This window comes from Simiduia agarivorans SA1 = DSM 21679, from assembly GCF_000305785.2.
In the GTDB taxonomy this organism is placed as follows: domain Bacteria; phylum Pseudomonadota; class Gammaproteobacteria; order Pseudomonadales; family Cellvibrionaceae; genus Simiduia; species Simiduia agarivorans.
The window spans coordinates 103259-126388 of sequence record NC_018868.3; the positions used below are offsets into that span (position 1 = coordinate 103259).

The window sequence follows — 23130 nt, forward strand, 5'->3', positions numbered from 1 at the left end:
ATGGTGGGTGTCTGCGCACGGTAAGACCGCTATAATACGCCGTTTGCCTGCCCGCGAAAACCTGCGGGCCACCCAATTCACCGGATATCGAATTACCATGTCTGAACCTACAGTCGCCAAACCCCAGCACTTTCTGGCTCAAATCATCAGTCAGGACCTGGCCGAAAAGAAGCACACCAAAGTCATTACCCGTTTTCCGCCCGAGCCCAATGGCTACCTGCATATTGGTCACGCCAAGTCCATTTGTCTGAATTTTGGCCTGGCAGAGGAATTTGGTGGCGAGTGCAATCTGCGCTTTGACGATACCAACCCCGGTAAGGAAGACCAGGAATACGTGGATGCCATTGCTGAGGATGTTCGTTGGCTGGGTTTCCAGTGGAGTGGCGATATCCGCTATGCCTCCAGCTATTTCGATACCTTCTACGAGTGGGCACTGCATTTGATCCGGGCGGGCAAGGCGTACGTGTGCGAATTGTCGCCAGAGCAGGCGCGGGAATACCGTGGCACCCTGAAAGAGCCGGGGAAAGACAGCCCCTTCCGCGACCGCTCGGTGGAAGAAAATCTGGCCGAGTTTGAAAAAATGCGCGCTGGCGAGTACGACGAAGGTGCCTGTGTATTGCGGGCCAAAATTGATATGGCCGCGCCTAATATCAACCTGCGCGACCCGATTTTGTACCGTATTCGCAAGCTGGCGCACCACCAGACCGGCGACAAGTGGTGTATCTACCCCACTTACGATTTTGCTCACGGTCAGGAGGATGCCATTGAGGGCATTACCCACTCCATCTGCACGCTTGAGTTTGCCGATCACCGGCCATTGTACGAGTGGTTTATCGATAACCTGCCGGTTCCCCATAAACCCAGGCAATACGAATTTGCCCGGCTCGAACTCAATTACACGGTGACCTCCAAGCGCAAACTCAAACAGCTGGTGGATGAAGGTCACGTGGATGGCTGGAATGATCCGCGCATGCCCACCATATCCGGTATGCGCCGCCGGGGTTACCCGGCCAGTGCCTTGCGCAAGTTCTGCGACCTGATTGGTGTCACCAAAGCCGCCAGTACGGTGGACGTGGGGATGCTTGAATTTGCGGTGCGCGACGAGCTGAACGATATGGCGCCGCGGGCCATGTGTGTGCTCAACCCGCTCAAAGTGGTGATTACCAACTTCAACGGCGCTGTTGAAAACATGACCCAGCCTGTACACCCTAACAAGCCTGAACTGGGTGAGCGTTCGCTGCCATTTACGCGTGAAATTTTTATCGAGCGCGATGATTTCACTGAAGACACCAGCTTGTCGCGCAAGAAGTTCAAGCGCCTGGTGCTGGGTGAGTGGGTGCGTTTGCGTGGGGCTTACATCATCAAGGCGGAAGAGGCCATCAAAGATGAGGCCGGGAATACCGTGGAACTGCGCGCTTCCTTGGTGCCGGATACCGTTGGCGCTAACCCGCCTGAAGGCGTGAACCCACGCGGAGTGATCCACTGGGTCTCTGCCACTGAGAATCTGCCCATTGAAGTGCGCCTGTACGACCGCCTGTTTAACGATGAGGCCCCCGATGCCGGTGACAAAAATTTTCTGGATGCGCTGAACCCGGATTCCCTGGTTATTATCGAACGCGCTTATGCAGAAATCAGTCTGGCAGACGCCAAGCCAGAGCAGGCGTATCAGTTTGAGCGCGAAGGGTATTTTTGTGTGGACAGTAAATACAGCAGCGCAGAAAAACCCGTGTTCAACCGAACTATCGGTTTGAAAGATAACTGGGCTAACAAAGTATAACGGACTAAAGATCTTCCTATGGCACTACAGGTTTACTCGTCGCAATCGCGGCAAAAAGAAGTTTTTACGCCTATCGATCCGAGCTGGGTCAAGATGTACGTGTGCGGCCCTACGGTGTACAACCTGGTGCACATCGGTAACGCCCGACCGGTCGTGGTATTTGACACATTATTCCGTCTGCTGCAGTGCCTTTACCCGAAAGTGACTTATGCACGCAATATCACCGATATTGACGATAAGATCATGAAGGTTGCCTTTGACGAAAAGGTCACCATATCGGATGTGTCCAGTCGCTATGCCGATGAATACAAAAAGGACATGGCTGCACTTTACAATTTAGAGCCCAGTATCACGCCATTTGCAACCGATCATCTGCAGGAAATGATCGCAATGATCAATGCGTTGATTGAAAAAGGGCATGCTTATGCGGCCGAAGGTCACGTATTGTTTGCGGTGCAGAGTATGGCGGATTACGGCAAGCTGTCGAACCGTTCGCTCGACGACATGCTGGCCGGTGCGCGGGTAGAAGTTGCTCCGTATAAGAAATATGCGGGTGATTTTGTGCTGTGGAAACCGTCTACTGGCGATGAACCCGGTTGGGAATCGCCGTGGGGATACGGTCGGCCGGGCTGGCACTTAGAGTGTTCTGCCATGATCGAAAAGCATCTGGGCACCACCATTGATATCCACGGTGGTGGCAAGGACCTGATTTTCCCGCATCACGAAAACGAAATTGCACAAAGCTGCTGTGCCCATGATGGTCAGCCTTTTGTGCGTTACTGGATGCACAATGGTTTCGTGAATATTGATGGCGAAAAGATGTCCAAATCACTGGGCAATTTCCGCACGGTGCGCGAGTTGTTGGAAAGCTACGACGGTGAAGTCATCCGCTTGGCGTTGCTGAGCGCGCATTACCGGTCGGATATGGATTTTTCCAAAGAATTGTTGGAACAGTCCAAAACCAATCTGGACACTTTCTATGCGGCACTGCGTCCGTTGCAAGATGTGCAGGCGGAGGATGTTGATATAACCGATTCCGCGTTTATGCAGGCACTGCAGGATGACCTGAATACGCCGTTGGCTTTGAGCGAACTGCACGCATTGATCAAACAACTGAACAAGGCCAATGCAGCCGATAAGCCGGCACTGAAAGGTCAGGTGCTGGCGGCTGCCCGGTTGTTAGGTTTGTTGAATAAATCGCCTGACGATTGGTTTAAGGCCGGCGCTGCTGGTGCGATTGATGAAGATCAGATTGAGGCATTGATTGCCGAGCGCAATCAGGCCAGGGCCGATAAGAACTGGGCGCGTTGTGATGAAATTCGCGATCAGCTGAAGGCCGAGGGCGTGGTGCTGGAAGATAGCAAAGACGGCACCCGTTGGCGCCGGGAGTAATGGTAATAAGGGCCCGCGGGGCCCTTTTTTTTGACCGCTAGAAGGCCAGCACGTAATCAAGGTAAACGCGGTGGTCGGTGGCGTTGGCATTGGAGCGGAGGTTTTTATTGTTCCAGATGTCGTATTCGTTGATGTTGTTGCGGTAGTAACCAGAAATGAAGGTCAGATTCAGCCCGGGCATGCCCGCATCGCTGAAGTCATACCGAAGCGCTAAATCCACTTCCCACTCGGTGCCTTCAAGGTTGGGGTTGTTCGGGTCTGACTGGAAATCCTGGCTGGCGCGCGCGTCACTGCCATGGGTGAAACTCAATCCCCATTGTAGGCCGGGCAGGGAGTCGATGATCTTTTGATTAAACTGTGCGTGAAAAACTTTTTCATTGGCAGCTACAAATTCGGAGATCTGGCGTTTGTTCCAGTGAACCATGGCGCCGTGGTCTTCGCTGTACCAGTAGTGATCGAAGCCATCATCTCCGTTGCGCGAGAGCATGACACCAAAATCGATGTCATCACTTTGGTATTCCATCGAAATGCTGGCTTTTTTTCCGTCGAGTCCGGTACCGGCTGTCCGCTCGCCAAAGGTTGAGTCGTACAGGTGGCCGGCATCGACCGCCGTGAGGTAAGTTACCTTCAGTTCCAGGTGGTCGCCGTTATCAATCGCAAAGCGGTAGCCGCCGCTCAGATGCATGCGCTTGAGGTAGTCCTTGGATTCGCCAGTCTCTGCATTCAGGTAGAGTTGCTGGTTGGAGTATCGGGCGCCGACCAGCACCAGATTATCAATCTGATCGCCCGCATTGTTGGTAAAACGGGTGTAGTCACCGGCGTGACGTGCACTCCAGCGATCGGTGTGCATTGCATAGGCTTGCCAGTGGCCCTGGCCGAAGTGTATGGCTTGGTGCAGGAAGCTGCTTGGGGTTGCGCGTGAGCCCGATGACTCGAGCGTTAAATATTCGAGTGTCGAGGCGCCCGCCGCCAGGTAATTGGCGTCGTTATATTTTACGCGGGCAAAAAGTTGGCCTATTTTTCCGTATCCGGTATCCATTGTGCCGTCGGGTAGCTTTTCGAAAATGTCGGTGCTGCGATTATCGTCGCCACCGCGAAGCTTTATGGCCCCGTAAATTGACGCCCCCACATCCAGATGCTCGCTGAAGCTACCGTTAAAATAATTCAGTTCAGCGGCCTGGCCCCACTGGTCGATAATCGTGGTGCCTGCACCGGTCTCATCCCGGTCTTTATTAAAATAGATATTGCGTAATTTAAGTTCCCAGTGGACGGGTTTTGTCGCGGATTGAGCCGATTCCAGGTCAATGCTGTCGTCCAGAATATCCTTGAAATTCTCGGGCACGTCGGCCTGAGATGCCATGCTTAGGGTGAGTGCCGCAAACAGGCTGCAGGGGAGTGTGGCGGTTTTCCTGATCATGGGGATTTCCCTGATTGAAGAATGGAATCGGAATCAGGATAAGGATACTACACAAGTTGTTTGCAAAAGTGGGGCTGCGCCAGAAAGGTGGCCAAAAAACAGCCAGATTTGACCTCTGACACTACCGGGTAACTGCACTATAATGGCCCTCTTTTAACCTTCGGGTATTGCTCATGATTCAACCAGCGTTCCGATTCCGGCGTCTGCGTCGCACTGAGACACTGCGCCAATTGGTCCAGGAAACACACCTGCGGCCGGAAGACCTGATTCTGCCCTTGTTTGTCGAAGAGGGAATCAGCGAGCCCGTGCCGGTGGTCAGTATGCCGGGGGTTGTTCGTTATCCGGAGTCAATGTTGGCGGCGCAGGTGCAGGCAGCCTGGCAGGCTGGCGTGCGGGCTGTGTTGCTGTTTGGGGTGTCTGCCCACAAAGATGACTGTGGGTCAGACACCTGGCGGGAAAATGGCTTGCTCGCGCGGATGATCTCAGCCGCCAAGGCTGCTTGCCCTGACATGTTGGTCATTAGTGACAACTGCTTTTGTGAGTACACCGATCATGGCCATTGTGGCGTGGTGGTGGACGATGATGTGGACAATGACCGGACACTGAAAAACCTGCAAAAACAGGTGGTGACCGCAGCCAGAGCCGGGGCGGATATGATTGCCCCTTCCGGCATGATGGATGGCATGATTGCCGCGATTCGCGAGGCCTTGGATCAGGCCGGGTTCATTCACATTCCGGTGATGTCCTACTCCACCAAGTTTGCATCGGCATTCTACGGACCTTTCCGCGACGCGGTTGACAGTAATTTCAAAGGCACCCGCGCCAGTTACCAGATGAATCCGGCGAACGGTCGCGAGGCCCTGGCGGAGTCGATGATGGATGAAGCGGAAGGTGCCGATCTGTTGATGGTCAAACCCGGGCTTGCCTATCTCGATATCCTGGCCGCTATCCGGGCGAACAGTAGCCTGCCGCTGGCGGTGTATCAGGTCAGCGGAGAATACGCCATGATCAAAGCCGCAGCGGCGGCGGGCGTTATCGATGAGCGCGCGGTGGTAATGGAGAGCCTGCTGGCTTTCAAGCGCGCCGGTGCCGACCTGATTATTACTTACTATGCTTTGGATGCCATTGAATGGCTCAAGCATTCCTGAACTGGAGACCGACTAAAATGAAAAAAATTATCGTTCCATGCTTGGCAGTACTGTCTTTGTTTCTCGTCGCCTGTTCACCCGAAGTCGGCAGCGATGCCTGGTGTAAAGCCATGAAAGAAAAACCAAAGGGTGACTGGACGGCTAACGAAGCGTCAGATTTCGCCAAGCATTGCGTCTTCAAGTGAGTGAAGCCTAGACTGACGCGCAACTTCCATGTTTTTTACTGATTCCCGCCTCCATTTCTTTCGCCCCTTGGTGGGCAAATACCGGGAAGTGGTGGTTGAGTGTGTCCGCTTGCTTTATCAGAAGCTGTACACGGATCTCACCGGCTATGGTCAAAGTCACGGGCGTGATTTTGTTATCGATGTCTTTGTCGAAGCGATTGCCCGGGCGCCGCTTTTGGATGAAGAAGTCGGTGCACCTGAGGGGCGGTTTAAAGACGCGCGTGCTCTGGCGGGCTTCATACTGAATAATTTGCTCGATAATGGCTGGATGGAGCGTCGTCTCGATGAGGCCACACTGCAAAGCCACTATGGTTTTACCCGGATGGGGCGGGGCTTTGCACAGCCGTTTGTCGAATCGGGCAAGCTCGAATACCGGTCGCGCAACCGGAACACCCGGAATACGCGCAACAGCCTGCAGGCATTCGCTGAAAAGGGCGAGGTGTACGATCTGCTCGATGCGTTGGAGTATTCAGAACGCATCATTTCTGATTTTGCCGATACCATTGCCGAGCTGGAAGAGCGGCGATTGCAGTTGGTCAGGGAGGTGGAGTCACGTCAGTTGATCGAGCAGGCTGCCGATCAGTTTTTTGATTTTATTGACACGGTGTTTAAACCCGATCTTGAAGTGAGACTTTCTGCCGACAGCGTGGAAAAATACCGGGACCAGATAGCCTCTCTGATCAGGCAGGTTAGACGGCGCCGGAAATACGGTGAAGGGGAGCATGCAGAGTTGCTCTGGCAAACAGTGATGGAAATGCGCTTGCGCAAATTACTTCCCGGTCGGGTGGTCGAAGGCCAATCACTGTTGGAAAACATCGTGCACACCATTGAAGAGCGCTTGCAAAGCGCGTGTGACATTATGTTGCCCGCCCTCCGGCGTGCGCTCAACAGTTTTACCGCCCGTGCTGACATTATTATCCGGCAGCTGAGTTATTTGCACCGGCAGGCCGACGAACCCTTGCTGGATGCCTGTAGCCGTTTACGTGAAATGTCTCCCGATAATCAGGAGCAGGCACTGCAGCGGATGGGGCAAGTGTTGGCCGGTGTGCGATCGGGCTGGCCCGCGTCGGAACAATTTGTCTTGCGCAGTCGCAACCGGCGTCGAACTGTCCGTGCGACCCTGGCCAATGCCCCGGGCTTGGATCGCGATGCGCAGAAAGCGCAGTTCATCAGCCAGGTTCTGGATCAGGCCTTCCATGTTTCCAGTCAGCACATACGTGCCTACGTCAGCGATAAGCTGATTACCCAAGGGCGTGTTTACAGTAAGCATCTGGCGGTGCAGGATGCGCGCCAGTTGCTGGCCTTGGCCCATGTGGTCAGTTTGGCCGGCGAACGGCTGGATAATGGATTTGAAATCCTGATTCATCCGGCGCGGTCAGACAGTGCTGGCTTGCAGGTTTTTGAGGCCAGCAATTGTGGTGATGGCTATTTTGACAGCCGCGAAAATTTTGAACTTGAATTGGTGGACAGGCAGCGCGCGTCATGACAATGCGAGAATCTCTTGAGCAGGCTCTGGCTGAAAAGGATCTGGGCTTGAACCAGTTCCAGACACTGATTCAGCGACTGTTGGATTATGGCATTATCTGCCGCGATGAAAGCCAGGTAGAAGCCGAGCTGTACGACCTGTTTTTACGCATTGAGACCCTGGTGGATGAGTATCTGGCTTTTGCCGGCATCCGCTACTTCCACGAACCCCGTTTTGAGTATGTGCGTCTGGTGCCACCCGGCTCGCAATTGCCGGGTGTGGACGATGAGACTGAGGATGCGCCATTTAATCAGGGCTTGCGTGCGGCGTTGCCGCCGGCGCTGGTGGCGGTAGTCATGGTACTGGCCGTGGAGTATGAGAAAGCGCTGCGTGAAGCGCGCGTTGACGAGCGCGGCTTGGCCAACCTCAGCCTTGAGGCGCTGAGCCTTTCTTTGAAAAATCTGTTGGGCCGGAGTTTGCCGGATGCCTTGCAGGAGCGCAAAGCCTTATTCCGACAAATGCGTCAGCTGCGACTGGTGCGAATGAGTGCGGAAGCGGATTTATTGCAGGGCGATAGTTGGCTGCAAATCCGACCGATGATTCTGACGCTGGTGAGCCCGGATGTGTTGTCACAAATTGAAGATCATGCAGGCCAATCTATTGTGATTGGCGATGCAGACGACACGGCGCTCGAGTCCACCGGACCGCGGGATAATTCCAGCGTAGACTCCGGGGCGGGTGAATAAGTATGTACCTGAAAAAATTCATTTACGTTAACTGGGGCAATATCCCTCACGGTGAATTCGAGTTTGGTCCCACCAATTTATTTTCAGGTGGTAATGGCTCGGGCAAAACCACGGCGGCCGATGCCATTCAAACGGTGATGACTGCGGCGCATGACGGGCTGTTTCACTTTAACCCCGGTCAGGATGAGTCGACCCAACGCGGGCGCGGGGGCAAGCAGGTGCGAACGCTCGCGTCCTATGTGCTGGGATGCGACGATGGCGCCTATGCGCGGCCCGAATCGGCCTTTGGCTACCTGGCCGCTTGTTTTGTGCCTCATCCGGGTGAGGATGCCGTTGCATTTACTGCAATGCTGGCGATGAGCGCGTTTGTGGAACAGGCCGGTCGGCAAAAAACGGCGCGCATGGACAGCATCGATTTCTATCTATTACCCGATGTTTCATTGGTCTTGGGCGATCTGCTGAAGGAAGATAGCGGGGGCCGTTATGTGGTGCCCACTGATCAGATACAGAAGTTATTGCGCAAGCAGTATGGCGATGCACGGGTAGAGAAATACGAACGCAAAAAGGCGTACCTTTGCCGACTTTATGGCGCTTTGCGCGGGCGCGATGATGCAGTGAGTGAACGCGAGGCCATCAATGCCGCGCGGGCATTTTCGCGCTTCATGGCTTACAAACCCATTAAAGCGATTGATGAATTTGTCGCCACCGAGGTGTTGGAGCCGAAGGACATCGGTGATGCGGTAAGGGATGTGTCGAGCATGCTCAAACGCATTCATGCCATGGAAGCCGATGCCCGCAAAGTCGCAGAGGCGGCCGATCGATTGCAGCAGGCGCGCAATAGCGCGGACACGTTTATCGCGCATTGGCTGGAGTTGCAACAGCTTATCTATGCGGTGGCGCGGCGTGATTACGATATTGGACAAAAGAAGTATCTGGCCGAAAAGTCGCGCCAGACCGATCTGAAAACCCAGCTGGAGCAGAACCTGCGCGATTCCGATATCGCGCGCGAGCGGCTTGAGGTGTTGCAGCAGGAAATCAACGAAATACAGCTGCAAAAGTTACAGGTGCCTGCATTGCGCGATCGCGAACAGCTGGCGCGTGAGCAGCAGCAAATTGAAGCCGCCATGGTGCGAGCCATGCCGCCACTGATGCAGGACGTGGCAGGTATCCGTCAGGCGCAGGCCAATGCGGCACAGCTATTGACGCTGTCAAAAACGGTGCCATGGGAAGGTTTCGAGCGTCCGGCTTTTAAAGCGCTGGCGGCGCGTGTCGCTGAAAGGGCCTCAGGAGAGCCGGCCGATATTCACCAGCTGGCCAATCGTGACTGGATCGATATCAGTCCACTCGAATCCCAACTGGATGCGGCGCAAGGGTTGCAGCAGTTGCACAATGATTGGGTGGCCGCCTGGCATGCAAAGGGTGGTCTGCAGCAATCGTTACAGCAGGCATTAGATAAGCAGTTGACGCAAGTCAGGCAAACGGAGCGTCAGTTGCAGGCGCGTCTGGCTGAAGTTGCCCAACTGGAAGCCAAACAAGTCAGCTATCCGTCTTATGTGCGGGTGGCGCTGGAGGCGTTGCGCAGGCAACTGCCAGAGGCCGACGCGAGGGTCTTGTGTGATCATGTGGAGGTGGATGATCCGCAATGGCAGGCCGCTATCGAAGGTTATGTGGGGGGCGCTCGGTTCGGCATTATTGTCGATCCCGATTGGGAGGCGGAAGCCATTCGGTTAATCCGCCAGTTGCCTGGGCGGGACAACCGGGCTCGGGTCATTCAGGGTTCACAAGCCCGCAAGGATGCAGATCGCATGACACTTGAAGCCGACTCCGTCCTTGGCGTGATGAGCTTCAGCCACGATACCGCGCGCCATTATATGCAGGCCAGTTATGGTCAGGTGCTGCGGGTTGACAGTGCTGATGCGCTCAAACAGGTGCGTCGTGGTGTTACCCAGGATGCCATTGGAGCGGCCAACTACGCATTGTTCCGCTGTGACATTGATGAGGCTGATCTGGTGTTCGGCCTGAAGGCGCGGGAACGCGCGTTGAAGGCCCGTCAGGCAGAGACGCAGCAATTGGCGCGTGAATTACAGGCGCAACAAGAGCAGGCGGGTGCCTTGCAGCAATTGGTCGACCTGACAGACGGACTTGGCCTTAGTCGCTATGCAGATAGCCTTCAGCAACTGTTGGCCCAGCAGCGTGAGCACGAGGCATTGAGTGCGCGTTTGGCGCGTCTGGATGTCAGTGACTTTGCCGAGCTTGAGCAGACGGCAAATACCCTGCAGGCGAGTTTTAATGAGCAGAAGCAGGCGCTGGCGGCATTGGAAGAGCAGCGTATCCAGGTGGAGGCGGAGCAGCGGCTGGTGACGCTGAACTGCCAGAAAGCCGACCAGCAGCAGGACGAAAAGCTGGGTCAGCTGGAAGCAGCCGAGGATCGATTGGCACAGCTGGTGAATTTATGGCCGGACTTCAATGCGGATGCGGCGCTGGAGCAGGCCGAAGACTGGGCTCAGACGCGGCAGGTGGCGCAGCTGAATGAGCAGCAAACCGATATCCGTTCGGGATTGGGCCGCATAGTGCGCCGGCTCGACAACCTGGTTCAGGAGCACAACCTCGCCGCCGATCTCGCCGACGGTATTGTCTATGAGCCGGACCTGGCGAGCCTGGAAAGTGATACAAATTTTTCAGCGATTTGTCAGCTGCAGCGAAGCCTTGATGGCCTTTATAACCGGCTTCGCAACAATATTTTGGCGACCCGTCAAAGCGAAATCAGCGGTATGCGCGAGAGCTTTAACAACGCCTTTGTGACCAACCTGTGTCACGCGATTTACCAGTCCGTCAAAGAAGGCGAGGCGACACTTGAACAGCTAAACCGCGAGTTGGAGCACCATCGCTTTGGTGCCGACCGGGAGCGCTTCTATTTTGGCTACAGCTGGGTGCCGGAGTTCAATGAATACCGGCAATTTTTCAAAGCGGTTATCGACAATCCGAGCATCGGCGATGGGGAATCCCTGTTCGACATGCCACTGGACAAAAAGCAGCGCCAGGTGCGCGACAAGTTGATGGCGATGTTACTGGACGCCGACGAGCAAAGGGCCCTGAAGGAATTGGCCCGGATTGCCGACTACCGCAACTATCGCAGGTATGAGATATACAAGGAGCCAGAAGGTAAGGAACCCATTGCGCTGAGCCAATATGGTACCGGCTCCGGTGGCCAGCTGGAGACCCCGGCTTATATTATACGCTCTGCAGCCATCACCTCAGCGTTCCGGTTTAATGAGGGGCGCAACCATCTTCGCATGGTGTTGGTGGACGAAGCCTTCTCCAAAATGGACGAGCACCGTTCGAAAGAGGTTATCCAGTACCTGACTGAAACACTCGGACTTCAGCTGATGTTTATCATGCCGTCCAGTAAATCCGGCCCCTTTATGGATCTCATCAGCAACCAGTTCGTATTCAGCAAATGTGCCACAGAGCAGGCTATTGGTGAGCTTCGCAGCAGAGTGTTGGTGGATCGGCAGGTATTGAATCAGTCGGCCATCAAAGCGTTAATGAACGAACATCGCAGCACTTTGCGGCATCAGGCCAGTCTGGACTTTTTAGAAGAAATGGAGCGGGTAACGGGGGCGGGCTGATTCCCACTGGCGAGAGTCGAGGGTGCCAAAAGGGGGCATTCCGGCTTGAGGGTGGGTGACTGGAATGAGAGATGACTAATTGGTCATGTCTTGTTGGTACCTTCGCGCTATAAGTGTCGGTGTTTTTTACGCCATTTTTGTTGTTTACCCTACAGTCCGTATGGATTAATATTGTCATTCCGTACTATTTCAAGCACTGTTCAGTGTCGGGTACGGGGCTCAGGGGGCGCTTTGAGTGAAGCAGTAAAAAGGACTGATCGTAGGATCGCAGCAGTATATTTTTTATACGCCAGGGAGCAGGGCTATGTCTTACAATGATACAAATTACGGTTTGACGGTGCGCGAAATCTTCCATCGTCACTTCGGACTATCACGTCTTATTTATTTTGCCGCCGGTCGTTTGTGGCTGGGGTTTGGCGAGAAGGGTGAGCTATTAAGCGCCCCGGATGTACGCGGGTACCCGGATTTGTCCAAGCTGTTTTTGGCCACTTACCTTGATGAAGACCAGTTGACCTACCTGCAAGTGCTGGCCCCCGGCTATCAGCCTGAGTGTATGGTATTGCCCAATCGCCGCGCGACGGCCTGAGGACTCTCCGTCTCATTTTTGCCCGGGTCGGTTAAGGGCTCTGCTCCCTTGATTGGCCCGTGTTGGCGCCCGGTCTATTTCTGCATTTCAATCAGCAAGGCAGTTGCGGCCTTTCGGATTTCTTCAATGCCTTCCTGATTTGGCTTAATAATCAGCCAGGGGTCGCCGTTGTGCGGACCTTTGATCCAGCACGCGGGAGAATAGGTGGCCTGCTTACCGCATTCTGATTTGACATAGGGATTCAGGCCATAAACGCTGAACAGGCTGCTGATCTCCCGGCTGTCACCACTGCGCCGATGAGTCACCAGTTCCGTCCCTTTGATTTTCAGTTGGTAGTGGTGGGTCTCTTCGCCGTATGCATAAAACTGGAGCAAGCTATTAATGTGACGGCTCAATGCCAGTTTGGCGTCCTTTGTTTTATACAAGGTTTTCAGATGTGCCACATAGGCTTTGGTGGGATTGGGGCCCAGAATATCCTGGCTGCTGCTGGCCCAGCCGGTTGTCGCAAAGCCGCTTGCCAGCAGGCACAGCATTAGGCGGCAGGTATTGAGGTAAGATCGCATACGGGGTAACAATCGGGCACCATCGGGCATGGGCTTTGGTCTCATACTTTTGCTCAGGCAATGACACGGTGTCATTACCTTAGCATTCAGTATTAAGTCTGTTCCAGTACAGGTTGGCAGATAAGTGAAGGGGCAGAGCCCCTTCTGATCAGGACGCTATGTCCAGGTCTTGATCCAGCAGATCGTCCTTACCCACATGGCGCTTGGCGCGGGTCTTGGCGGATTGTTCTTTGACCACGCGCTCCGCCGCGTTGAACAGATCGCGTACGGCCATATGCACGTTATCGTTGGCATGGCTCAGGCTGGTTGCCTTACCGTTCTGGATCAGCTCAAGGCTGGCAGAGAACTGGCTGCCCTTGTGCTGGTGGTGATGGGGAGCGTTGATAACGACCCGCTGGACGCTGGCGCGATTGCACAAGCGCTCCAGTTTCTGAATCTTTTTATTGATGGTCACATTGAGAGCATCAGAGGCTTCCAAATCTCTGTAAACAATTGTTGCAGCTGACTTCATAGAAGTGCTCCTTCTTGTTTCTAGGCATGTTTTTGGACGTCCTGTCATTCATATTGTCACTCTGGATAAAAAAAACAAGCACTATTTTTCACTTTTTTGATCTGGCTCAGGGGAACTCCCGGGCCAGCCGGTTGTCCCGAAAAAAAATGACAAGTCACCCTTGAAAGGATTTGCCAAGGACCCTATCTAATCAATACGCCGCCTGAATCAGGGGCGTTTTACGGCCATTCGCCAAATGACACCTGGGTGTGTTTAGCGACAGCCAATTAACCCGTTATTGCTCTGAATTGAGGATACAACCCATGCGTAATATCGACTTTACTCCTTTTTACCGTTCATCCATCGGCTTCGATCGTCTGGCCAACGTGCTCGACTCTTTATCGCGTGCCGATCAGGGACCGAGTTATCCGCCCTACAATATTGAACTGACCGGCGAAGACCAATATCGCATTTCCATGGCAGTTGCGGGCTTCGTTGAAAACGAAATTACCATTAACGTGGATAACAACAAGCTGGTCGTTACCGGGCAGAAGAAAAGCGATGAAAAACAAAAACAGTTTTTGCACCAAGGCATAGCTGAGCGCAATTTCGAGCGTCGCTTTCAATTAGCAGACCACGTGCGTGTACAAAACGCGACCATGGAGAACGGCTTGTTACACATTGAATTGCTGCGCGAACTGCCAGAAGCAATGAAGCCCCGTACCATTGCGATTAATGGTGCAAAATCCGCGCAAATTGAAGCGGCTTGATTGACTAATCGTTGTCCGCTGTGCGCCAGTGCGCGCACAGTGTTTTACTTACAGGATAAGAAACGCGAGTACCGGCAGTGTGAGCGCTGCCGGTTTGTGTTTGTGCCCGAACGTTTTTGGCTGTCGGCCGACGCTGAAAAACGTGAGTACGATCTGCATGAAAATAGCTTGCAGGACCCGGGTTATCTTACCTTTCTTCGTCGGTTGGCCGATCCTTTGGCAGAGCAACTGAAACCCAGTTCGAAAGGGCTCGACTTTGGCTGCGGTCCGGCACCGATGCTGGCAAGCTGGTTGACGCGGCTGGGGCATGATGTCGCGGTCTATGACAAATTTTACGCGCCCAATGGGCGGGTGTTTGCGTCCCGCTATGATTTTATCTGTGCAACCGAAGTGGTTGAGCATTTGCGTAATCCGGGGCTGACCTTGAACGGTTTGTGGTCGTGTTTGACCTCAGGCGGGGTCATGGCGTTAATGACCAAACGCGTGCAAGACCAGGAGGCGTTTGGTCGTTGGCACTATAAAAATGACCCCACCCATATCGGATTTTTTTCCGAGCAAAGTTTCCAATGGCTCGCGCATCAATGGCGAGCCGAAGTGGATTTTCCCGCTGCGGACGTGGCGATATTTACACGGCGCTGAACAATTTGGCGCGCACGGTTGTTCGGTACTCCGACGGTGTGGTGGCCAATAATTTTTTAAACAATCCCGTGAAGTGGCCCATGTCATGGTAGCCCACTTTGAATGCCACTTCGCTGATGGAAAGGTTGGTGGTTTTCAACAGATCCTTGGCGGTCTCGATCCGTATTTCCTGCAGGTATTGCAATGGCGATTGTCCGGTTGCCGCTTTGAACCGGCGGTTAAACGTACGCACGCTCATGTCAAAGCGCTCGGCCACGAGGCTGAGTTTGATTTCGCGACCGTAGTTGTCTTGCAACCACATTTGCGCCTGCATGACTTCTTCATCCGGATGGTGGCGGGTGCCTCCATCAAAATAACTGGTGGTTTCGTAGCTGCGGCGGATTTCGTGAGAAAAGTGTCGCTCAACATGAAGTGATACCGGCTTGCCGTACATACGCTGAATAAAATGGACGGTCAGATCGGCCAGAGCGTTCACGCTCGCGGCGCAGTAGAGGTTGCCGGCCTGGGCAATAAAGTATTGGCGTTTAAGCTGCACCTGTGGGTAATCGCGCTGGAACTGATCAAAATAGTACCAGTGGGTGGTTGCCGCCTTATCGTTGAGCAGGCCTGCTTCAGCCAGAAAACACACCCCGGTGCCAACAGCGCTGATGATCACGCCGTTTTCATACTGCGTGCGTAGCCATGCGAGCAGGGCTTTGTTTTTACGGATAATCGGCCGAGGATTACGCCACAAGCTCGGAATGTAAATCATATCCGGCTTGGGCGCATCGTCTAGCGTGAACTCCGGCATCAGACTAAAGCCTGCACGGGTTTCAACCGGTGCCTTGTGCGCAGCGACGGTATTGATTGCCAGGCGTTTTATCTGGCGGTCGTGGCTGAGCGCCGCGCTTTCAGCCGCTTTCAGCATTTCAATGGGCAGCGTGGTTGAGGTGGCGAGCATGTGCTCGCACAGAACAAACAGTATCTGGTGCATGTGTGTACAAGTGTTCCGCAGATTAAAACAAGCGTTTGGCTGATATGCCAAATATTTTGACCGAAGCGACGTGCATCCTATGTCCTTAAAATGGTCACAGGCAAGGGATAAACTGGAAATTTGGCTAAAAATAACTAATTTATGACCACTATGGCCGACTTTGGCTGCTTACTGAGTCGTACACTGGCCACATTGGGCAGCGTCGGGCTGCATTAACCGTTTTATCCATGCCGTGGCGGGAAGCCCGGCGTAAGCAGAGGCGAAACATGGTCAGGTTGCCAGTCATTGTGGGTTTTGGTGGATTCAGTGCGGCGGGGCGCAGTGGTGCCCATCACGCCTATCGTCGGACCATTATCGACAGTCTTGATCCAGACAGCCGGCGTCAGACGCTGGTGGCACTGGCGGCTATGATGAAGCTGGTGCGCCATGATGCGGCATCCGGCGAATGGATTGACCTACAGGCCGAGGGGCAGCCGGTCATCGATGAAGCCACGCTGGTCGAGCGCTACGAGGCCCGTATTCTCGCAGGCAGCCTGATCCGGAAAATTGAACCCAGTTACTTTGATGTGGACGCGGTGGAATGGCACAAGAGTGTCGAGTTGGCGCCCTGCGAGCAGCCGGTGCGTTTCGTCACCCGCGAGCGCGATTTGCCGGAACCATTACCCGCCAGTTGGCAGGTCAAGCCGCTGGCGGACGAGCCTGGCCGCGTGCAAGTGGTTATCGGCGACACGCTTCAGGTCAAAATTGATTCCCGTCGGGAAATGCCGGTCAAAGCCGCGGGGCAATTACCGACGGGCTACGATCCGGCTGATCATTACAACGCCCGTTTCCATCCCCGCGCATTGCAGTTGGCCATCGTAGGCGCGTCGGACGCGGTGCATTCGCTCGGCATCGACTGGCAGACGGTGGTGGATGCGGTTAACCCGGATGAAATCGGGGTCTATGCCAGTAATGCCATGAGTCAGCTGGATGAAAATGGCTTTGGCGGCATGCTGCAGCAGCGTCTGAAAGGCGGGCGGGTGAGTGCCAAGCAGTGCCCCTTGGGCCTGAATACTATGCCGGCGGATTTTATTAACGCTTATGTATTGGGCAGTGTCGGGCAAACCGGTGCCATTGTCGGTGCCTGTGCCACCTTTTTGTACAACTTGCAGGCTGCGGTAAACGATATTACCGCGGGCCGTCGTCGGGTAGCGGTGGTGGGCAACGCTGAAGCGCCGCTACTGCCGGAAGTGATTGACGGCTATGCCGCCATGGGCGCGCTTGCCAGTGATGACAATTTGCGAAAACTCGATGGGCAAAGCGAGACTGACGCACCCGATTACCGGCGTGCGAGTCGGCCGTTTGGCGATAACGCGGGTTTCACGATTGCTGAGTCGACCCAGTATGTGATTCTCATGGACGACGAGCTGGCGGTGTCATTGGGTGCCGACATTCATGGTGCGGCTACCGATGTGTTTGTGAATGCCGATGGCTTCAAGAAATCCATTTCTGCACCGGGACCGGGCAATTACATCACCATGGCCAAAGCGGTGGCCAGCGCCATCGATCTGTTCGGCCCCAAGCTGGTGCGCGAGCGCTCGTTTGTTCAGGCCCATGGCTCGTCTACGCCGGCCAACAGGGTCACAGAGAGTGAGATTTTTGATCGCCTGGCGGGCGTGTTCGGCATCGAGCAATGGCCGGTGACGGCGGTGAAAGCGTTTGTTGGCCACTCGCTGGCGCCGGCCAGTGCGGATCAGTTGGTGTCGACCCTGGGTGTGTTCAAATATGGCATCATTCCGGGTATCAAAACCATCGATAAGCTGGCAGACGATGTGCATCGTCAGCATCTGGATATTTGTGTGGCCGACAAAACCTGCGAACAAGGAATGGATATCGCTTTTCTGAATTCGAAAGGCTTTGGCGGCAACAATGCAACGGCCACGGTGTTGTCGCCGCGCCTGGTAGAACAGATGCTCAGCGCCCGTTACGATGCAGAAACCCTGCAGGCGTATCGAACCAAACGGGAGGGCACGCGTGAAGCGGCAGCGCGTTATCACGCAGAAGCGGATTGCGGGCGGTTCAATACCATTTACAAGTTTGGCGAGGGAATGATCGATGAGGCTGCACTGCACATAACGCCAGACAGCCTGGCGCTGCCGGGCTTTGCCAACGCGGTACCTTTGAAAGTGAAGAGCCCTTACAAAGACCTGGTGAAATAATTAACCGGCAGGGCGGTGTCTCTTGTGGACACTACCCGGAGTGAAGGCTCAGATCAAAAAAAATGGCGCCGATTGGCGCCATTTTTTCAGAAGTGGGCTTTCAGTGTCAGGTAGGGGCCCGAAAAATCGCCATCGAGGTCCAGCCCATCGATGCGGGTCAGATCCTTTTGCTTGTAACCCAGTTCTGCGCCCAGATCCGCAACGCCATCAAACATGTAGCTGATGCGGGCGCTCATTTCCGAAAACTCGGTGTCATTCATGCTGCCTGCGGTCAGGTTGGCACCCACCGACAAGCCGGTGAACGGCAGATCAAAGTTTGCATCGGCGTACACGGTGGGCAGGTAAACGTCCACGGTTCTGTCCTGCACTGTGACACCGCCCGCCGACAGTGTGCTGGTGCCGTCGTAGCGGCGGATGCCCAGACCCAGGTCGAAGCTGATCCAGTTGTCCAGCAGCTCATAGTAGAAGGTGGCGTCGGTATGGCTGATATCGATTTTGGGTTGAATCTGCACCGATCCGCCTTGCGGGAAAAAACTGCCTTTTTGCTCGAGCACCTGATACGCCAACCGCACGTTAGGCAGCAGCGGGATGGGGTGTTCTACCGCAAGATACATGTGGCCGTTATTGGCTTTCTTGAAGTTCTGAATGTCGGTTGAGATGCCACCCAGGCTGCCGGAAATATCAGATTGCCATTGGCCCAGGCCCATGTGGATGCCAGCGGTATCGGCAACGGCTGCCGTGCTGCCAACCAGGCAAAGGGTCATTGCAGAAATAAAACGGGAAGCGGTCATGTGTATCTCCTGATGAACGTGCTTCAGAGGCGTCGGCGACGCGGTTGGGCGGCATTATAGCGGTAAACCCTGTGTAGTTTTAAAGCCCCGGTTCACGCTCGGGCATTTTATTGGCCAGGGTCAGAAACGCGCGGGCGGCGTTATTGAGGCTCCGGTCTTTGTGCCGGATGCAGCCCAGGTCCCGGTGCAGGGGCGCATTAAAGGAGGTGACTTTAAGGGCGGTCAATTGGTCGGTTTTTAGTCTGTTGGGCAACACTGTCCAGCCCAGACCTGCTTCGGCAAGCATGCGCAGGGCGTCGAGTGATTTGGTGGTGTTGGCAATGCCGGGTTCAAGGCCCTGCTGGTTGAATGCCTGCAAGATCAGGCGCGTGGTTTCACTGTAGGGATCGGGTAGCAGGGCTGGATAGGTCACCAGATCCTGTGCCAGGATATTTTTTCTGTGGGCGAGCGGGTGATGATTGGCGCACATAAACACCATGGGATCAGGCCACCAGCGTTCGGTCACAAGGTCCTGACCGGGGTCGGTGGAAAGTGTCACCAGTGCCAGGTCGTGGCGGCCATGCCGGATATCGTCATAGGCCGCTTCGGAATCCAGAAAACTCACCTGGATATCCACCTCCGGGTAGGTCTGGCGGTAACCTTTCAACAGCGCCGGCAGGCGGTGCAGGCCGATGTGATGACTGCAGGCGAGGCGCAGCTGGCCGCCCACGCCGCCTTTCAGGTCAATCAGTGCCTGGCGGGAATCTGCCAGGGTTTGCAATATGTGGCGGGCGTTAGGCAACAGCAGCTGGCCTTCGGCGGTCAGTTCGACCGAGCGACCGATGCGATCAAATAAACGGCAATCCAACTGGTTTTCGAGGTTCGCAATGCGCTTGCTGATCGCCGGTTGGGTGATGAACAGTCGCCCGGCAGCCTCCGAAAATGAGCCGCAGTCGGCCACCGCGCAAAACGCGGCCAGGTTCTGAGTGTCCATAGAGAGCTCCTGCTTGGTCGTCCAGTGTAGCAAATAGATAACCATATGGAATCGATTGAATAAAAAATATGAATTTGAGTAATGGTAATGCCCTGATTACAATCCGCTCAGATAAACAGAGGGGTCCGGTCCGTGATCCCGGTGCGAGATACGACAACAGAGGTTAGCCATGACAGCCAGAACCCTTTACGACAAGTTGTGGGATGCGCATTTGGTCAAGCAGCGCGATGACGGTTCCGCGTTGATTTACATAGACCGGCATATCATCCATGAAGTCACCACCCCGCAGGCGTTTGAGGGCCTGCGTCTGGCGGGGCGCAAACCCTGGCGGGTAGATTCGATTCTGGCTACACCGGATCACAATGTACCGACAACGCAGGTCGAGCGCGCCGCCGGTGTTGAAGGTATTGAAGACCCGGTCTCGCGCATCCAGGTAAAAACCCTGGACGACAATTGCGATGAGTTTGGCATCCTGGAATTCAAGATTAATGACCGGCGCCAAGGGATTGTGCACGTGATCGGGCCCGAGTCCGGTGCCTGCTTGCCCGGCATGACCATTGTGTGCGGTGATTCCCACACCGCGACAAACGGGGCTTTGGGCGCGCTTGCTCATGGCATTGGTACCAGTGAAGTGGAGCATGTGATGGCAACCCAGTGTCTGGTGGCCAAAAAAATGAAAAACATGCGGGTGCAGGTCGATGGCGTGCTGGGCCGCGGTGTGACTGCGAAGGATGTGGTGTTGGCCATTATCGCTGAAATCGGTACCGCCGGCGGCACGGGTTACGCGATTGAATTTGCCGGTCAGGTGTTCCGGGATATGTCCATGGAAGGGCGCATGACGGTCTGTAACATGGCCATTGAGGCCGGTGCACGCGCGGGCATAGTGGCGGTCGATCAGACCACTATCGACTACGTCAAAGGTCGCCCCTATGCGCCCACGGGAGACGTGTGGGAGCAAGCCGTGGCGGCATGGTCCGATTTACATTCGGATGCTGGCGCTCAGTTCGACAAGGTGGTCACCCTGGATGGCGCGCGTATTCTTCCGCAGGTGAGCTGGGGCACGTCGCCCGAAATGGTGGTGTCGGTGGACGCACATGTGCCCGACCCGGAGCAAGAGGCCGACCCGGTCAAGCGCGAAGGCATGAAGCGCGCGTTGCAGTACATGGGGCTGCGCGCGGGGCAGGCAATCACCGACATCAAAGTGGATCGGGTGTTTATTGGTTCCTGCACCAATTCGCGCATCGAAGATATCCGCGCAGCGGCAGCGGTGGTGAAAGGCAAGCGTGTGGCAGCCAGCGTGAAGCAGGCGATGGTGGTACCTGGCTCCGGATTGGTGAAGGAGCAGGCGGAAGCCGAAGGGCTGGATAAAATTCTGATGGAGGCCGGGATTGAATGGCGTGAGCCCGGCTGCTCCATGTGTCTGGCGATGAATGCCGACAAGCTCGGAAACGGCGAACATTGTGCGTCTACTTCCAACCGCAATTTTGAAGGGCGTCAGGGCTACGGTGGAAGGACCCATCTGGTCAGCCCAGCGATGGCGGCGGCGGCCGCTATCGCCGGTCATTTTGTCGATGTGCGTGAGTTTTAAGGAGACACCATGAAAGCATTTACCGTTGTTGAAGGCGTGGTGGCACCCATGGACCGTGCCAATGTGGATACGGACATGATCATCCCGAAGCAGTTTCTCAAATCCATCAAGCGCACGGGGTTCGGCAAAAACCTGTTTGATGAATTACGTTACCTGGACGAGGGGCAGCCCGATCAGGACTGCAGCACTCGCCCGCTGAACCCGGATTTCCCCTTGAACCAGGCCCGTTATCAGGGTGCCAGTATTTTGTTGGCCCGCAAAAACTTCGGTTGCGGCTCCAGCCGTGAGCATGCACCCTGGGCGCTGGATGATTACGGTTTTCGCGCTGTGATCGCCCCCAGTTTTGCCGACATTTTTTACAACAACTGCTTTAAAAACGGCTTGCTACCGATTGTGTTGAGCGATGCAGAAGTGGATAGCCTGTTTGCGGATTTGTACGCCAATGAAGGCTTTTCCCTGACGGTTGATCTGGCGAAGCAGCAGGTGTTGTCGCCATCCGGTGCGGTGTTCCACTTCGAGGTGGATGAGTTCCGCAAGCATTGTCTGCTCAATGGGTTGGATGATATTGGTCTTACACTGCAGGATGCGGACGCCATTCGGCATTACGAACAGCAGCGCCGGCAATCCGCGCCCTGGTTGTTTGATGCCGTGGTAGCCGGTCGTTAATTTTATCAGGACAGTAATGTGACAAAGAAAATTCTGATTTTACCCGGTGATGGTATCGGCCCCGAAATCGTAGCGGAAGCCCGCAAAGTGCTGGACAAAGTCAACGCGCAGTACGATCTGGGGCTCTGTTTTGAAGAGGACCTGTTGGGTGGCGCGGCCATTGACCAGCACGGCGTGCCGCTGGCGGACTCGACGTTAGACAAGGCGCGAGCCGCTGACGCCATTCTGATGGGGTCGGTGGGCGGGCCGAAGTGGGACAAACTTGATCGCGCCATCCGTCCCGAAAAAGGATTGCTGAAGTTGCGCTCCTCGCTGCAATTGTTTGCTAATTTGCGCCCGGCGATTTTGTATCCCCAGTTGGCGGATGCGTCCAGTCTGAAGCCCGAGGTGGTTGCCGGTCTGGATATTCTGATCGTGCGCGAGCTCACCGGCGGCATTTATTTTGGTGAGCCGCGTGGCATTCGCACGCTGGAGAATGGTGAGCGCGAAGGCTTTAACACCTATAAGTATTCCGAAAGTGAGATTGAGCGCATCGGTCGCAATGCATTCGAGATGGCCATGAAGCGCAACAAGCGTTTGGTCAGTGTGGATAAGGCCAATGTGCTGGAGGCCACGGTGTTGTGGCGGGAAGTCATGGACCGGCTGGCGCCGGACTACCCCGAGGTGACGTTATCACATATGTATGTTGATAACGCCGCCATGCAGCTGGTGCGTGCGCCCAAACAATTCGATGTGATGGTTACGGGCAACATGTTTGGTGATATTCTCTCCGACGCGGCGGCCATGCTCACAGGTTCCATTGGCATGCTGCCTTCAGCATCGCTCGATAAGAACGGTCGGGGTCTGTACGAACCCTGTCACGGTTCGGCGCCGGATATTGCAGGTCAGGGGATTGCCAATCCGTTGGCAACCATATTGTCTGCCTCCATGATGCTTCGATATACCCTGAATCAGCCCGCTGTGGCGGATGCGATCGAACTCGCCGTGTCGAAGGTGTTGGATCAGGGCTTGCGCACCGCCGACATCATGTCGGCCGGCATGGTGCAGGTCAGTACCGCCGCCATGGGCGATGCGGTGGTGGCCGCACTTTAATTT

General features: G+C 55.0%; 20 protein-coding genes. 14 read left to right on the forward strand and 6 right to left on the reverse strand.

The features are described 5' to 3' along the window. Window positions 1-97 precede the first annotated feature (97 nt). Entirely contained in the window at window positions 98-1777 is a 1680-nt protein-coding gene (locus M5M_RS00480) for a glutamine--tRNA ligase/YqeY domain fusion protein (RefSeq protein ID WP_015045505.1), read from the forward strand. An 18-nt stretch (window positions 1778-1795) separates the two neighbouring features. Beyond that, entirely contained in the window at window positions 1796-3169 is a 1374-nt protein-coding gene (gene cysS, locus M5M_RS00485) for a cysteine--tRNA ligase (RefSeq protein ID WP_015045506.1), read from the forward strand. A 37-nt stretch (window positions 3170-3206) separates the two neighbouring features. Here the strand turns inward: cysS and M5M_RS00490 are convergent, their stop codons facing one another. Continuing rightward, window positions 3207-4586, reverse strand: a complete 1380-nt coding sequence (locus tag M5M_RS00490) for an OprD family outer membrane porin (RefSeq protein WP_015045507.1) — start codon at window positions 4584-4586, stop codon at window positions 3207-3209. Between the two features lie 173 nt (window positions 4587-4759). Between M5M_RS00490 and hemB the strand changes: the two genes are divergently transcribed. From hemB to M5M_RS00520, 6 genes are all read left to right on the forward strand, one after another. After that, complete coding sequence (hemB, locus tag M5M_RS00495; protein WP_015045508.1) at window positions 4760-5734, forward strand: porphobilinogen synthase; 975 nt, start codon at window positions 4760-4762, stop codon at window positions 5732-5734. 17 nt (window positions 5735-5751) lie between these two features. Further along, complete coding sequence (locus M5M_RS00500; protein WP_015045509.1) at window positions 5752-5919, forward strand: DUF3012 domain-containing protein; 168 nt, start codon at window positions 5752-5754, stop codon at window positions 5917-5919. Between the two features lie 28 nt (window positions 5920-5947). Next, the gene (locus tag M5M_RS00505) at window positions 5948-7444 is read left to right on the forward strand and encodes a Wadjet anti-phage system protein JetA family protein (RefSeq protein WP_015045510.1); all 1497 of its coding nucleotides are present in this window, start codon (window positions 5948-5950) and stop codon (window positions 7442-7444) included. Then, window positions 7441-8169: a DUF4194 domain-containing protein gene (locus M5M_RS00510; RefSeq protein WP_015045511.1), complete on the forward strand. Its 729-nt coding sequence runs from the start codon at window positions 7441-7443 to the stop codon at window positions 8167-8169. The genes M5M_RS00505 and M5M_RS00510 overlap by 4 nt, the downstream gene beginning before the upstream one ends. Window positions 8170-8171: 2 nt before the next feature. Continuing rightward, window positions 8172-11798 (forward strand): ATP-binding protein, encoded by a 3627-nt coding sequence (locus M5M_RS00515; protein WP_016389127.1) that lies wholly within the window; start codon window positions 8172-8174, stop codon window positions 11796-11798. A gap of 304 nt (window positions 11799-12102) precedes the next feature. Beyond that, window positions 12103-12384, forward strand: coding sequence for a hypothetical protein (locus M5M_RS00520; protein ID WP_015045512.1), 282 nt, complete (start codon window positions 12103-12105; stop codon window positions 12382-12384). A gap of 74 nt (window positions 12385-12458) precedes the next feature. On the opposite strand, the gene M5M_RS00525 is transcribed toward M5M_RS00520, so the two are convergent. Next, the gene (locus M5M_RS00525) at window positions 12459-12992 is read right to left on the reverse strand and encodes a hypothetical protein (RefSeq protein ID WP_144062359.1); all 534 of its coding nucleotides are present in this window, start codon (window positions 12990-12992) and stop codon (window positions 12459-12461) included. A 103-nt stretch (window positions 12993-13095) separates the two neighbouring features. Next, the gene (locus M5M_RS00530) at window positions 13096-13458 is read right to left on the reverse strand and encodes an HPF/RaiA family ribosome-associated protein (protein ID WP_015045514.1); all 363 of its coding nucleotides are present in this window, start codon (window positions 13456-13458) and stop codon (window positions 13096-13098) included. Between the two features lie 302 nt (window positions 13459-13760). Here M5M_RS00530 and M5M_RS00535 point away from each other — a divergent pair, with 302 nt between their 5' ends. Together M5M_RS00535 and M5M_RS00540 are read left to right on the forward strand one after the other, a co-directional pair. Further along, window positions 13761-14207, forward strand: a complete 447-nt coding sequence (locus M5M_RS00535) for an Hsp20 family protein (protein WP_015045515.1) — start codon at window positions 13761-13763, stop codon at window positions 14205-14207. Further along, window positions 14208-14846, forward strand: a complete 639-nt coding sequence (locus M5M_RS00540; protein ID WP_015045516.1) for a class I SAM-dependent methyltransferase — start codon at window positions 14208-14210, stop codon at window positions 14844-14846. Here M5M_RS00540 and M5M_RS00545 read toward each other — a convergent pair. Next, window positions 14833-15819, reverse strand: a complete 987-nt coding sequence (locus tag M5M_RS00545; protein WP_015045517.1) for a GlxA family transcriptional regulator — start codon at window positions 15817-15819, stop codon at window positions 14833-14835. The two genes, M5M_RS00540 and M5M_RS00545, sit on opposite strands and share 14 nt — an antisense overlap. A 266-nt stretch (window positions 15820-16085) precedes the next feature. On the opposite strand from M5M_RS00545, the gene M5M_RS00550 reads away from it, so the two are divergent. Beyond that, entirely contained in the window at window positions 16086-18017 is a 1932-nt protein-coding gene (locus M5M_RS00550; RefSeq protein ID WP_015045518.1) for a beta-ketoacyl synthase, read from the forward strand. A gap of 86 nt (window positions 18018-18103) precedes the next feature. On the opposite strand, the gene M5M_RS00555 is transcribed toward M5M_RS00550, so the two are convergent. Both M5M_RS00555 and M5M_RS00560 read right to left on the reverse strand, forming a co-directional pair. Further along, on the reverse strand, window positions 18104-18808 hold the full coding sequence (locus M5M_RS00555) for a TIGR04219 family outer membrane beta-barrel protein (protein WP_015045519.1): 705 nt from the start codon (window positions 18806-18808) through the stop codon (window positions 18104-18106). A gap of 79 nt (window positions 18809-18887) precedes the next feature. Then, window positions 18888-19781, reverse strand: coding sequence for a LysR family transcriptional regulator (locus tag M5M_RS00560; protein WP_015045520.1), 894 nt, complete (start codon window positions 19779-19781; stop codon window positions 18888-18890). Window positions 19782-19950: 169 nt separating this feature from the next. Between M5M_RS00560 and leuC the strand changes: the two genes are divergently transcribed. From leuC to leuB, 3 genes are read left to right on the forward strand one after another with little or no spacing between them, the layout of a single operon-like run. Beyond that, a complete protein-coding gene (leuC, locus tag M5M_RS00565) occupies window positions 19951-21369 on the forward strand; it encodes a 3-isopropylmalate dehydratase large subunit (RefSeq protein WP_015045521.1) in 1419 nt (472 codons plus the stop codon). A 9-nt stretch (window positions 21370-21378) separates the two neighbouring features. After that, a complete protein-coding gene (leuD, locus tag M5M_RS00570) occupies window positions 21379-22035 on the forward strand; it encodes a 3-isopropylmalate dehydratase small subunit (RefSeq protein ID WP_015045522.1) in 657 nt (218 codons plus the stop codon). A gap of 18 nt (window positions 22036-22053) precedes the next feature. Further along, complete coding sequence (gene leuB, locus M5M_RS00575) at window positions 22054-23127, forward strand: 3-isopropylmalate dehydrogenase (RefSeq protein WP_015045523.1); 1074 nt, start codon at window positions 22054-22056, stop codon at window positions 23125-23127. Window positions 23128-23130 lie beyond the last annotated feature (3 nt).

Bases quoted from the DNA above. Each gene is read 5' to 3' on its own strand.
- M5M_RS00480 (WP_015045505.1), top strand. From the start codon at position 98: ATGTCTGAACCTACAGTCGCCAAACCCCAGCACTTTCTGGCTCAAATC.
- cysS (WP_015045506.1), top strand. From the start codon at position 1,796: ATGGCACTACAGGTTTACTCGTCGCAATCGCGGCAAAAAGAAGTTTTT.
- M5M_RS00490 (WP_015045507.1), bottom strand. From the start codon at position 4,586: ATGATCAGGAAAACCGCCACACTCCCCTGCAGCCTGTTTGCGGCACTC.
- hemB (WP_015045508.1), top strand. From the start codon at position 4,760: ATGATTCAACCAGCGTTCCGATTCCGGCGTCTGCGTCGCACTGAGACA.
- M5M_RS00500 (WP_015045509.1), top strand. From the start codon at position 5,752: ATGAAAAAAATTATCGTTCCATGCTTGGCAGTACTGTCTTTGTTTCTC.
- M5M_RS00505 (WP_015045510.1), top strand. From the start codon at position 5,948: ATGTTTTTTACTGATTCCCGCCTCCATTTCTTTCGCCCCTTGGTGGGC.
- M5M_RS00510 (WP_015045511.1), top strand. From the start codon at position 7,441: ATGACAATGCGAGAATCTCTTGAGCAGGCTCTGGCTGAAAAGGATCTG.
- M5M_RS00515 (WP_016389127.1), top strand. From the start codon at position 8,172: ATGTACCTGAAAAAATTCATTTACGTTAACTGGGGCAATATCCCTCAC.
- M5M_RS00520 (WP_015045512.1), top strand. From the start codon at position 12,103: ATGTCTTACAATGATACAAATTACGGTTTGACGGTGCGCGAAATCTTC.
- M5M_RS00525 (WP_144062359.1), bottom strand. From the start codon at position 12,992: ATGAGACCAAAGCCCATGCCCGATGGTGCCCGATTGTTACCCCGTATG.
- M5M_RS00530 (WP_015045514.1), bottom strand. From the start codon at position 13,458: ATGAAGTCAGCTGCAACAATTGTTTACAGAGATTTGGAAGCCTCTGAT.
- M5M_RS00535 (WP_015045515.1), top strand. From the start codon at position 13,761: ATGCGTAATATCGACTTTACTCCTTTTTACCGTTCATCCATCGGCTTC.
- M5M_RS00545 (WP_015045517.1), bottom strand. From the start codon at position 15,819: ATGCACCAGATACTGTTTGTTCTGTGCGAGCACATGCTCGCCACCTCA.
- M5M_RS00550 (WP_015045518.1), top strand. From the start codon at position 16,086: ATGGTCAGGTTGCCAGTCATTGTGGGTTTTGGTGGATTCAGTGCGGCG.
- M5M_RS00555 (WP_015045519.1), bottom strand. From the start codon at position 18,808: ATGACCGCTTCCCGTTTTATTTCTGCAATGACCCTTTGCCTGGTTGGC.
- M5M_RS00560 (WP_015045520.1), bottom strand. From the start codon at position 19,781: ATGGACACTCAGAACCTGGCCGCGTTTTGCGCGGTGGCCGACTGCGGC.
- leuC (WP_015045521.1), top strand. From the start codon at position 19,951: ATGACAGCCAGAACCCTTTACGACAAGTTGTGGGATGCGCATTTGGTC.
- leuD (WP_015045522.1), top strand. From the start codon at position 21,379: ATGAAAGCATTTACCGTTGTTGAAGGCGTGGTGGCACCCATGGACCGT.